At 41.7% G+C, this 12,172-nt stretch carries 13 protein-coding genes; 1 reads left to right on the top strand and 12 read right to left on the bottom strand.

The genetic code is table 11. From position 1 onward, the window contains the following. The first annotated feature begins 248 nt into the window (after positions 1 to 248). Positions 249 to 1,775 carry an ABC-F family ATP-binding cassette domain-containing protein gene (locus tag IGJ17_RS08805; RefSeq protein WP_087664105.1) on the top strand — a complete coding sequence of 509 codons (1,527 nt, stop codon included), beginning with the start codon at positions 249 to 251 and terminating at the stop codon, positions 1,773 to 1,775. A gap of 39 nt (positions 1,776 to 1,814) precedes the next feature. On the opposite strand, the gene IGJ17_RS08810 is transcribed toward IGJ17_RS08805, so the two are convergent. From IGJ17_RS08810 to IGJ17_RS08865, 12 genes are all read right to left on the bottom strand, one after another. Beyond that, entirely contained in the window at positions 1,815 to 2,846 is a 1,032-nt protein-coding gene (locus IGJ17_RS08810) for a lysylphosphatidylglycerol synthase transmembrane domain-containing protein (RefSeq protein ID WP_429960763.1), read from the bottom strand. Between the two features lie 27 nt (positions 2,847 to 2,873). Continuing rightward, a complete protein-coding gene (locus IGJ17_RS08815) occupies positions 2,874 to 3,146 on the bottom strand; it encodes a DUF1294 domain-containing protein (RefSeq protein ID WP_005235800.1) in 273 nt (90 codons plus the stop codon). Between the two features lie 33 nt (positions 3,147 to 3,179). Next, a complete protein-coding gene (locus IGJ17_RS08820; protein ID WP_016611838.1) occupies positions 3,180 to 4,088 on the bottom strand; it encodes a diacylglycerol/lipid kinase family protein in 909 nt (302 codons plus the stop codon). A 101-nt stretch (positions 4,089 to 4,189) separates the two neighbouring features. Beyond that, the gene (gene pepT, locus IGJ17_RS08825) at positions 4,190 to 5,422 is read right to left on the bottom strand and encodes a peptidase T (protein WP_301389208.1); all 1,233 of its coding nucleotides are present in this window, start codon (positions 5,420 to 5,422) and stop codon (positions 4,190 to 4,192) included. 11 nt (positions 5,423 to 5,433) lie between these two features. Further along, the gene (locus IGJ17_RS08830; RefSeq protein WP_301280254.1) at positions 5,434 to 6,552 is read right to left on the bottom strand and encodes a Nif3-like dinuclear metal center hexameric protein; all 1,119 of its coding nucleotides are present in this window, start codon (positions 6,550 to 6,552) and stop codon (positions 5,434 to 5,436) included. Then, positions 6,549 to 7,244 (bottom strand): tRNA (adenine(22)-N(1))-methyltransferase, encoded by a 696-nt coding sequence (locus IGJ17_RS08835; protein WP_034872664.1) that lies wholly within the window; start codon positions 7,242 to 7,244, stop codon positions 6,549 to 6,551. Before IGJ17_RS08835 ends, IGJ17_RS08830 begins: the two co-directional genes overlap by 4 nt. Positions 7,245 to 7,339: 95 nt before the next feature. Beyond that, complete coding sequence (locus IGJ17_RS08840) at positions 7,340 to 7,798, bottom strand: hypothetical protein (RefSeq protein ID WP_016611841.1); 459 nt, start codon at positions 7,796 to 7,798, stop codon at positions 7,340 to 7,342. Between the two features lie 23 nt (positions 7,799 to 7,821). Then, on the bottom strand, positions 7,822 to 8,754 hold the full coding sequence (dnaI, locus tag IGJ17_RS08845; RefSeq protein ID WP_016611842.1) for a primosomal protein DnaI: 933 nt from the start codon (positions 8,752 to 8,754) through the stop codon (positions 7,822 to 7,824). Beyond that, on the bottom strand, positions 8,754 to 10,130 hold the full coding sequence (locus IGJ17_RS08850; protein ID WP_005235791.1) for a replication initiation and membrane attachment family protein: 1,377 nt from the start codon (positions 10,128 to 10,130) through the stop codon (positions 8,754 to 8,756). Before IGJ17_RS08850 ends, dnaI begins: the two co-directional genes overlap by 1 nt. Positions 10,131 to 10,143: 13 nt before the next feature. Continuing rightward, complete coding sequence (gene nrdR / locus IGJ17_RS08855) at positions 10,144 to 10,614, bottom strand: transcriptional regulator NrdR (RefSeq protein ID WP_005226004.1); 471 nt, start codon at positions 10,612 to 10,614, stop codon at positions 10,144 to 10,146. 203 nt (positions 10,615 to 10,817) lie between these two features. Then, complete coding sequence (locus IGJ17_RS08860) at positions 10,818 to 11,459, bottom strand: FusB/FusC family EF-G-binding protein (RefSeq protein ID WP_061054210.1); 642 nt, start codon at positions 11,457 to 11,459, stop codon at positions 10,818 to 10,820. A 246-nt stretch (positions 11,460 to 11,705) separates the two neighbouring features. Next, positions 11,706 to 12,035: a hypothetical protein gene (locus IGJ17_RS08865; protein ID WP_008380072.1), complete on the bottom strand. Its 330-nt coding sequence runs from the start codon at positions 12,033 to 12,035 to the stop codon at positions 11,706 to 11,708. Positions 12,036 to 12,172 lie beyond the last annotated feature (137 nt).

The raw sequence follows: 12,172 nt of genomic DNA on the forward strand, positions 1-12,172 counted from the left end.
CTACTCTTTTATTATACAACGTTGGTCAGTAATGGTCAAAAGATTTCCCTCGAACATCAAGATTTATTTCAGTATTCTTTCATGAAAATTGACAGATGGGAAGCAGCAATGGTATGCTAGGTCCTGATTGGTCAGGAACAATCGATTTTCCTGATCGTTTTGATCGCTCTTTGGCGATTTTTATTCAGTAAGATTATCTACTTAGCTGTAACGTCTACTGTTTACAGCTTTTTTATATGGAGGAAATGATGTTAACATTAACGAATATTAGCCAACAATTTGGCGACAAATTGCTTTACGAAGACGTTTCCGTTCAAATCAACCGTGGTGAAAAAGTCGGTTTGATTGGACGGAACGGCGCTGGCAAAAGTACTTTAATCAAAATCATTACAGGAGAAATTCTCCCCGATGATGGCTTCGTCCAATTTCCGAAAAATTTGAAAATGGGCTATTTGGATCAATACGTCAATGTTGATGAAACGCAATCGATCCGTGATTTTTTGCGCTCTGCCTTTGCAGAAGACTTCGAAAAAGAACAACAGATTGCCGATCTTTATACTGCATATGGCGAAAGCCTCGACGATAAGCTTTTAGAAAAAGCGGGCGAATTGCAAAATCAATTGGATCAAGGAAATTTCTACCAAATGGATACATTGATCGATGATTTAGCAGAAGGATTAGGTATTTCGGTTCTCGGAATGGATACCCCCCTCGCTTCCTTAAGTGGTGGTCAACGCTCAAAACTAATCTTAGCAAAAATGCTGCTAGAAAAACCCGACATGCTGATTTTAGATGAACCGACCAACCACTTAGATGATGAGCATATCAAATGGCTGGTTGAGTTTTTACAGGACTTTACCGGTACCTATTTAGTCGTTTCTCATGATCGTCAATTCCTTAACGAAATCACGACCCATATCATTGATATCGAATTTGGCAAGCTTTCTAAGTATACGGGGAATTTGGACAAAGCATTAAAACTAAAAACGCTGCAAAATGAAAGCTATATGAAGCAATACGAAGCACAACAAGAGCATATCAAGAAAACCGAAAGCTATATTCGTAAATACAAAGCTGGTTCTCGTTCAACGATGGCAAAGAGTCGTGAAAAACAGTTGGCAAAAATTGATCGTTTGACCCCACCGCAAGATGTCCCTAAACCCCATTTAGGATTTGATTTGGCACCAATCGTTACCACCTTGGCCTTGGAAACCACCAATCTAGTCATTGGATACGACCAAAAGCCATTACTCTCCCCGATCAACCTAACGATCCGCTATGGCGAAAAAATTGCTATACGGGGATTTAATGGGATCGGTAAATCAACATTGATCAAAACGATTCTTGGTGTGATCCCAGCAATTGAGGGATCCGTTTCTTACCCACAGCATACAAAATTCAATTACTTTTCTCAAGACCTTGACTGGGAATATCCATTGCAGACCCCTCTTCAATACCTTGAGGATCTTTTTCCGAAGGCCACCAACAAAGAATTGCGACGGCAACTTTCTCGGGCAGGTTTACCTAGCCAATTAGCCCAGGAAGAATTGAAGCTATTAAGTGGTGGTGAACAGACAAAAGTCAAACTAGCCGAAATGATGTTGATCAAAAGTAACTTCTTGATTCTTGATGAACCGACCAACCATATCGATCAAGATACGAAAAACAATTTGGAAGAAACCCTAGCGGCCTTTCCTGGAACAGTTTTGATCGTTTCCCATGAAGGCGAGTTTTATGAATCCTTTGTTGATCGGATCATTGATTTGAAAGACTAAAAAAACACGCTTATCCTCTATTCGAAGATAAGCGTGTTTTTAACTTTCCACTTTTTCTTTTCTTAATTCAGTCAACTCTTGGCTAATATCTTTGCGTTTTTCTTTCATTACATAAGCAAAACCAATTATGAAGGGCCAAATGAATGTTGCTAAACGGTACAGTAGCATGGAAGACGCAGCATCGACCGTGCCAACTAATGGACCAAAAAGCAGCATATAAATAAATTCAAATGATCCGATCCCTGCCGGTGTTGGAATCACCCCGGACAAGACGACGGCAAAACTGATGAAGGATAACGTCAACAAGAAATCGATCTCTGGATGCTGCACAACAAGAATCACATAAGGAATCACATACCAAGGCAGCATCTTCAAAAGATTCCACAAATAGATGCGCAAGAAAGCGGTGCGGTCGGTAATAATCGCATTGACTGTTTCTCGTAAAGAATAAATTTGGGTGTTGCATTTGTCAACCAATCCTCTTAATGTCGCACTTTTGAACAGCTTATTGCTGACGATCACGAAAAAGACTTGGATGTTGATGCTGACCGAAAGTGCTAACAAAGCGGCAATGATCAAAAAAACGAGTACGATCCCCGCTAAAATTACCCAAATCATATTGGGTGCATTGTCATAGAATAGCGAAAATTGAATGATCAACCCAGCGATTGCATAAGTCAATATGGCGAACTTATACATCACCATGTGTAAGGTGGTGACCCCAACGCCCTGTGACAACTGCAAGCCATTTTTACGGTAAAAATTCACCTCTGAGATTAAGGTGCCTGCCCCAAACGTCACAATCCGATAAAAACCACTGTAACAGACGGTCAGAAACCCCGCCTTGGTGGTGAATTCCGGTTGGAAAGTCACGGCAATCTCTTTGACTGTTCGTCCTTCAATCACTAGGTACAGTGTGCCAAGCCCCATAACCAGTAAGACGACGAGAAAGCTGGTCTCTCTTAGCCCCGCCAAAATATCCATCATCGAGTTACGGACAAAAAAATACATCACACCCAGAATCCCTACTAGTAAAAGTAAATTAAGGGCGAACTTCACTTTAGTTTTCATATTAACTCCTTGCTTGTTATACCGAATTTATGCAAAAAAGACCATCAGCAGGATAGCAAAAACGGTGCCAAAAGCAAAAAAGAGGTGAAACTTCTTCTTTCTTGTTTTGTGGCGAAATACGCGTTGCGCAATTAAACCGCCTAATCCTCCGCCAATCGCCCCCATAAAAAGGAGATTTGCTTCGGGAACCCGCCAACCTTGTTTCACTGCCTGATATTTATCATACCCCATCAGACAGAAAAGATAAAGATTGACTGCAATTAAATAAAACCACAATGGATTATAAATCAGTGCATTCATCCATTTCCTCCATATGATTGATCGTAGGGATCATTATTTTGATTCTTGTGCTTCTTCAGGTACCAGCATCGTCAAACCATGTTTGATAACTTTCATCTCAATCGGTAGATCATCCGTTGGGTCGCCATCGGTTCGAGTATGAACCGTTTTTTCTTTGGCCTTTATTGAGACCTTTGCGGCAGTGAAATATTCAACACTTGGTACTTTGGCAATTCTACCACGAATAATTCTTGGTAAATACAAAATAAATCGTAAAATATTCAGTTTTGGCAAAAGAATGATATGAAACAATCCGTCATCAGGCTTTGCTTCTTCATCGAAGTTCTTAAACCCACCTGCTGAATTCGACATGACGATCGTCAGTAATTGAGTTTTCCCCTGCCATTTCCGTTCGTCAGCAATGACTTCTAATTTGTATTGTTTCTTTTTGATCAACAGATGAATGAACCGTTTCATAAACGCTAACGGCCCATATTGCTGTTTTTCTTCTTGGGAAGTAGCTGCGGCGGTATCTGCCAGAAGACCAATGGTCATGGTCGAGATCATGACTTGATCATTGACCGTCCCGTAGTCGATCGATCGCTCAACCCCCGTTAAGATCGTCTCGAAGGCCTCTTCGGGCTTCACCGGTATCCCCAACATTCTGGCAAAATTATTTACGGTTCCACCAGGAATGATGCCGACCTTCAACACATCTAACTTTTCTTTAAAGGTTTGCAATCCATGATGGATCGTCCCATCTCCACCAATGATCACAATCGTATCGACTGCGTGTTTTTCGGCAGCCTCTCGAACGTCTTTGGGATCCACGTCTGGATTTGAGGCCTGCAAGAACGCTTGATGCTCTTCGCCTTGTTCTTTCACATAGGCTTGGAATTTTTCTGCTGTTTCTTTTGCTTCACTTTTCCCCGCTGTATCATTGTATAAAACGAGAATTTTCATCCTATTCACATCCTAAAAAGGCCGGGTCTTACGCAAGACCTGCGTGAAGAGTTCCCAGCCCAAGAGTTTTTCATTTATTCCAACAAATCAAAAATCAACGTTTATGCTTGAGCATTCAGTTCGGCGATTTTCACAATCACATCGGTCGCTTTCATCATTGATTGTAGTGAGACGAACTCATAACGTCCGTGCATATTTTCTCCACCAGCAAAGATATTCGGTGTTGGAATCCCTAAATAGGAGATTTTCGAGCCATCGGTTCCACCACGAACAGGTTCTGTTATCGGAGTGATTCCCACTGCTTCCATCGCATCTTTTGCTAGATCAATGATACTCATATCTTTTTCGATGATTTCTTTCATGTTGTAGTATTGATCATATAGATGAACGTGTACTCTCGGTTCATCAAAGCGGGCATTCAAGCTTTCTTGAACCGCTAATAATTGTGCTTTTCTTTCTTCAAAACGGGTCCGGTCATGGTCTCGAATAATGTATGCCATTTTCGCTTCTTCTACTGAGCCGCTGAGACTCATCAAATGGAAGAACCCTTCTGTCCCTTCGGTTTTCTCAGGAACTTCATCAGCCGGTAGCGCATTTTGAAAATCGACTGCTAGTTGCAAAGCGTTGATCATGGTGTCTTTAGCAGTTCCTGGGTGGACATTTTTTCCTTGGATCGTAATTTCAGCTTGCGCCGCATTAAAGGTCTCGTATTGCAATTCTCCTACTGGACCGCCATCCATTGTATACGCAAAATCAACATTGAAATCTTCAACATCGAATTTATCTGCACCAACCCCAATTTCTTCATCAGGGCCAAATGCGACTTTGATTTCCCCATGTTTGATCGTTGGGTTTTTAAGTAAAATTTCCATGGCTGTCATGATTTCTGCAATACCTGACTTATCATCAGAACCTAATAAAGTAGTACCATCAGTAGTGATCAAGGTTTCCCCAGCATAATTTTTTAAATTCGGAAAATCTTTTGTGTTTAATGTGTATTTTCCTTCTTTATCTAATTTAATGGTTGATTCGCCATCGTAATTTTCGATGATCTGCGGATCAACATTCTCTGCATTAAAATCGGCGGTATCCATATGGGCGATAAAACCGATGGAGCGTACGTCATGATCCACGTTACTTGGTAATGTTGCGATCACAAAACCATTTGATTCATTGTAATGAACATCGCTTAATCCTAATTCTTCAAGTTCTTTTTGCAGTTCTTTGGCAAACGCGACCTGTGTTTGGGTAGAAGGTGTTGTCGTGCTTGTCGCATCAGAGCGAGTTTCTGTTTTTACATAATTCAAAAAGCGAGGCAATAAATTTTCGTACATAAAAGATTCTCCTATCTATAGTCAAATGGATTTGTTGAAGTGGTGGAAGGAACAAAGGTCACAGCCCAGTTCTCTTCTGCTTTCCACTGGTTGAATTTCTCAATAAACCGAGGAATACATTCCTTTTCGATGTTGTGCCCTGGATCGATCCCAATCAACCCATTGGCTTGCATGTCATGGGCGAAATGGTAACTGATATCGCCAGTGATGTACACATCCGCTTGATGGCGTAAGGCATCCGAATAAAACGATTGGCCACTGCCGCCGCAAATGGCGATTCGCTGAATTTTTTCAGGTGCACCAGGAAAGCTGACGAGGCGTAAAGCAGTCAAACCAAAGCGCTCTTTGACACGTTCGACAAACTGATCAAGGGAAAGAGGCTCAGCGAGGTTGCCAACCCGTCCGATTCCATAGGTTTTCGGCAAATTGTCTAAGGCATACAGATCATAAGCTGGCTCTTCGTAAGGATGAGCAGCGATCATTGCCGAAAGCACTTTATTCTCGATCGTTTCTGGAAAAATGACTTCGATCTTCGCTTCTTGCACCTGTTCTTCTTTTCCAATCTCACCAATGGCAGGATGTGCCGCTTGCTGTGGCGTAAAGCGACCGGTGCCAATCAAGGAATAGCTGGTATTTTGGTAATTGCCTTGCTGACCAGCACCTGCTTTACCTAATGCCTTTCGTAACGCTGGTGCCGATTCAACAGGGGTAAAAACAGCTAGCTTCTTCATTTTTACTTGATGGGTTTGCTTCAAATACGTGTCGGGTTCAACTTCTAATAGTTCACAAAACCAATCGTTCAAACCATCTTCAATAATATCCATATTGGTGTGGGCGGCGTAAACGGCAATATCATGCTTGACGAGATCCATTAGCATCTTTTGTTGTGGATCATCTGTCAGTAAGCGGTTCAAAGGCCGAAAGATCGGTGGGTGTTTGGCGATGATCAAGTCGATCTTTTTCTCGATGGCTTCTGCAACCACTTCTGGACGTACATCAAGAGTCATCATGACTCGCTCGAGCGGTTTGTTTAATGTGCCAACATGTAGACCAACAGGATCGCCTTCTTCTGCCAACCATAAAGGGCAGTATGCTTCAAAGCGTTTGATAAATTCTTGACCAGAAATCATGCCAACACCTCCTTGATCCATTCGATCTGATCCTTTAATTCATTGATTTTTTCAGCAGGTGGTTCTTTGGCTTTCTCTAACTCTTTGATGACGCGTTGTCGTTGCTTTAATTCATGTTGCCATTTTTTAAGGAAAACTGGATTTTTTTCTTTTAATAAAAAAGGACCAAAAAATAATTGCTGGGACGTATACGTCGTTTTTCCAGTTTCGGCAACGATAATTTCATAGTTTTTGTCGTTTTCTTCTAAAAGTACTTCATGAATGATTATAAAGTTGTTGCTAACGAGCCATTCTCGCAAAGTCCGTTCCCCAACATTCGGTTGTAAAACCAAGCGTTTGACTCCGGCTAAGCGATTTTTCCGGCTACCTTCTTCTAAAATCGAACGTATCAGTGTGCCACCCATTCCAGCAATGACAACGGTGTCGATGTTGTCTTCAGGTTGAATCGCGTCCAGTCCGTCTGCCAAACGAACCACGATTTTATCAGCTAACCCGTTCTTACGCACTTGTTTGCTAGCAGAATCATAAGGTCCTTGAACAACTTCTCCGGCTACAGCATAAGAGATTTTGTTCTGCAGCATCAATGCAACAGGCAAGTAAGCATGGTCGGAACCGATGTCGGCGAAACGTGCTTGGTCGGGAATTTGTGCGCCCACACAAGCCAAACGATCCGATAATGCATGTTCGTTCATATTGTCACTCCTTCTCTCGTAGTATATCACGCTTTCCAAAAATAGAAAAAAATGTGCGTCTTGACTGTGGTGCCATTGCCAACGCGCACATTGCATTAATCTTCTACTAATTCAACCTTTTGGATCGAGTTGCCCGGAATTTGCGGCGGGATCGACATCGTCATGATCGGTATGCCTTGCAACGTCACCTGGACGGTAGCACCTTCCGTCAATTCCTCCAGATCTCCTGAATAAGCCTCGACTGGGACATGTAGGATGACCCCATCATTTTGAAAACTTTGGACGACTTGATCGTCATCTTCCACTGCCGCCACCTCTTTCAAAAAGAGTGAAAAGGTATCATCCGATCCTGCTATCGCATCTTCTTGGATAACACCAGTAAAAATTGCGGTTGTTTCCGTTTCTGATGCACTATTTGATACGGAACTGGTCTGCTCGCTGGTTTCAGAAGTTCCAGTCTCCCCATTTGCAGCGCTGTTTCCCTGATTGCCGCAAGCTGTTAAAAGCAGCATTGCTGCAAAGGATAATCCTATTATTACCTGTTTTGTCATCATCTTCTTCCTCCAGTAATAGTCAGTTATTGGCCATCATTTCGTCGGTTTTTACCAGTCATTTGAATTTCTTGTGTCAAATAACGGATACGTTCCATAATGCGCTTGGCTTTTAATGGTTCGGATTCACCTCGTTGCGTCACCGAAAGATGCTGTTCCAACTCATGCATAGTAAAATTCGAAGTAAAGAAGGTCGGCAGTTGTTCTTGCATGCGGTATTGCAATATGACACCGAAGACTTCGTCGCGAATCCAGCTGCTCATCGCATCAGCACCGATATCATCCATCATCAAAATTGGGGCTTTTTTCACTGCATTCAGCTTGTCCCCCACTTGATCTTTGCCGATTGCTTGTTTCATCTCTACCGCAAATGTTGGAAAGTGGACAAGTGTCGTTGTATACCCCGCCTCTGCTAAATCTCTGGCGATTGCTCCAAGCAGGTAAGTCTTGCCAATCCCAAAACTTCCTACAAAGTAAAGGCCTTTATGAAATTCTTGCGGATTCGCTGTCAACTCACTAATAAAATCAACGGCGGCTGCGATAGCCTCCATGCGTCCAGGCGTTTGCTGATAATCTGCAAAGCTCGCTTCTTGAATATCTTTAGGCATATCCATCGCTTTGATACGACTGCGGATCTCTTCTTGTTTCTGGTAAGCCAGTAACTCTTTGGTTGGCACATAGGTGACATCAATAAAATGAAAATTTAACGCTAAGCGTGGTTCATAGCCCGGTGCGATCATGGATGGATCATTGATGCGGAATTTCCGCTTTTCTTGAACGAACTCATACAGTTTCGCATAGCTTTTTTGAATATCCGCTTCGGTCAATGCTTCTTCATTTTCGGCAATAAACGCTTTGACATCAGGATCTTGCAAAACTTCTGCCATCATTGATGAAAACTGATCACGGTAATTGCGTTTATCCAATAATTTCCCTAAGTTTTTTCCAACATCTTCCATTACTTGTCACCAGCTTTCTTATGCAAGTAGTTTTGCAGTTTTTTATCTAATTCTGCTTGTCGCTCTGGCGTTAATGCTGTCTCTTCCACTGGTTTTTCAGCCCAAGAAGGCAGCTTTTCTTCGCGAATGATTTTTTTGCCGCTTGTTTGTGGTCGGCTGCGTTTTTCCTTGGCACTTCGAACAAGGCTCCGAACATGCTTGATCGCATCTTCTGCCGTACCGATTTTTAATTCTGACCACTGGGCGGCAATATTATTTACATAATTTCCGGATAAAGCGGCATTGTTTTGGACTACTAAAACGTAATGAACCAGAACATTGATCACACTATTCGGCAATGGTGATCGTTCGACAAGGCTTTTGATCAACCATTGTTCTGAATCCGTCATGAAACTGTTTTTCTCCGCTTTGATCGCCTTTAGAAAAGCGATCGGTGCATTGTTCTCACTTTCTTGAATCAATAATACATCATTTTCTGAAAAACCATTCTGTTTTAAGGTATTGAAGCGGCGCAACTGACTTTCCGCTTGGGGATCTTCTCTTTTTGATGTTTTCGTGAATGTTTGTCGTGATTTCTTCATGATGGCTTGTTCCAGCTTTTTCTGGTCGACCTCGCCTGTGGTCAAAGAAACATTGTCCGCCATCAAATCCAACAATTCCAACACATCATAGCCATATAAAGAATGGTATAGAACTAACTTTTGTCGAAAACTTGGCGTGAAATTAGCGGCACGGATATACCGACGCTGCGCTTCATATAAAAGAAAGTCCCAATCCAACTGCTTTTCGTCAAGCACCAAGTTCGCATTGGTTTCTTGAAAAGAATCACTGACTGCCTGTAACGTTTCTTCATGGGAAGCAAAACGTGCGGTATTTAACCCATAGGCGGCTGAGAAGGATTGAGTCACTTCCTGATAATCGGTCAAGGAACACTGCTTTGGCTGATACAGCTTGACCAGCTGATTAAATTTACGCTCTCCGACTCTTTCCAACAACAGATAGGCATACAATTCATCTTGAAAAAACGCTGCTGGATGGACCGGTTCTTGCAACCAATACAGATAGGAGGATCCGTTTTGCAAATCTGCTTTTTCATATGATTTCAGCAAGCCGATACCTTCTAGGTTTTGCTTGGCTTTTATGAAGCGAGGCATTCCGACATTCATGGCATTCAAGATATCTAGATGCACGGTCGTCATCGACTCCTCGCCAGAAATGCTTTGGGCTTGGACATCGCTTGCTAGTGTCAAATACAATGCTAAAGCATCACTTTCAATAATTGGTTGATACAAATAAATGAGGGCGTCTTTCCCTTCCGTTGTAAGTGGACGGCTTTTGAACACTTTGTACGATTGATTCGGTAAACTATTGCCCACTTGTTGTCCCCCTCTATTCTTGTGGTTCTTTCGCTTTTTCGACGATGTCTTGTAGTTCTTTTAAGAAAACTGACATGTCTTTAAACTGGCGGTATACACTGGCAAAACGGATATAAGCGATCTCGTCTAAATCAACTAGATCTTCCATCACATACTCACCAATTTGTGTCGTAGATATTTCATTTTCACCAAGAGCACGGACACGACTTTCCACATGATCGACGATTGTTTCCATCTGATCCATTGTCACTGGTCGTTTTTCAGCAGAACGAATCAAGCCCCGTAAAATTTTTTCTCGGTTGAATTCTTCACGGGCACCATTTTTCTTGATCACAAGCAAGGGTGCCTCTTCAATACGTTCAAATGTTGTAAAGCGATAGCCGCAATTTTCGCACTCACGACGACGGCGAATCACACGTCCATCATCGGCTTGTCGACTATCAACTACCCTCGAATTGTTATGATGACATTTTGGACATTGCATAGTTCCACCTCATTTTCTCTCTTATGCGCTTACGTTTTCACGTAAAGTCATCGGTTTCTATGATTAATTATAACATGAAATCCATTGGTACAATAGCCAAAGTGGTTTATTCTGTTCATTTAATACAAAATTTAAATAATGCTATAACTGTTGTTTTTTTCAATGAGAAAAAACGGCAGAAAGATTTCTGCCGTTTCATTTCGTTATTTATCTTTCATTTGCAGCAAAGAAACAAAATCATGCAAATTTGCTGGCTGTTCCAACTGCTGATTGCACCTTTGGCTATCACGGCAAATATAATTCCCGCGTTTCGTATATGTTCCATCGCCGTTGCTCTTGGTCAAAGAAAGAAACATCGACACATTTCCTTCATGCTGGCACAAGGGACAGATCCCTTTTTTGACCTCGGTTGACACATGACCGTGAAGTCCTGTAAATCCCTGCTCAGTGACTATGATCATAAACTTGCTTTGACTACCGATATCATCCCAAGCAAGATAAGTGGTCTCTTTTAAATCAACGGAAGCAAAATCAGGTATTTTCAGTTTTTTTACTTTCCGAAACATTTTTTCAATTTGTTTTGTTGTCGGCACCTGAAAGGGTCGGACGTACTCTTTGAGTTCTGTTAACAGCTCATTGCTGCGACTGATCGTCATCCCCTGTTGAAAGAAAGCAGCTAAAATTTCACGTGGTGCTGTTTCTTCTTCAGGAAAAAAATGTTCTATGGCGTCTTTGGTCATCGTTTCAACCGTTTTGATCGTTCGAGGATCATTCACCGATTGATAGGTTCGAACTAATTGGTATACTTGATGTTTAATTGAATGAAATTGGTAAGGTTCGATCATAAAAAAGCCTTCTTTCTAATTTTCCGTTTCCTATTGCGGCTGTTCTACTTTCTTGACAGTCGTACACAATGCATAAATAAGCATTTGATGACCACCTCCCAATTTCTTTGCTTCTCTCTATGCGATCTTAATGGATTATAATGAGATGTTGAGCAATTGTCAACTGAGCAGTAGTCTCTTGACTCTTCATCCACTCTGGTTAACAAAAAAATGCCTCGTCTAGAAGACGAAGGCATCCGTGTTCAGTTATAATTTATCTTCAATTCCAGTATAATGCTTCAGCTGGTCTGCATCTCGACGATCGGCAGAAGAAATTTTATTGGCATCAGGATTTTCAGCTCGCAACAATTCTTCACTGCTGACATTTTCTGGGGTAGTTCGATCATTGCGGGCATCGCGCTCGTCATTTTGATCTTCTAATTCATTGACTCTTTTTTGATCGTGCTCTTTCTTGATCTGACCTTCGTGTGCTTGTTCTTTCCCAGAATGGGCAAGTTCTTCATTATTGGTCCACTCACCGATTTTTTCTTTAGCCTTGCCAACGATCACATCTTTTTCGTCTTTAAAAGTACCCATAGTTATCATCCCTCCTGTATAGTTTCATCATAACAAGCATTCTGAATTCTGACAAAAGATATGAATGCGATACCAAACAGTCAGCAAAATGTTTTTCTTTATGCTATAATATGAGCGATTATTTTCTGAATATTCTT

The sequence above is a fragment of the Enterococcus sp. DIV1096b genome (genome assembly GCF_050498765.1).
GTDB lineage: Bacteria > Bacillota > Bacilli > Lactobacillales > Enterococcaceae > Enterococcus_D > Enterococcus_D entomosocium.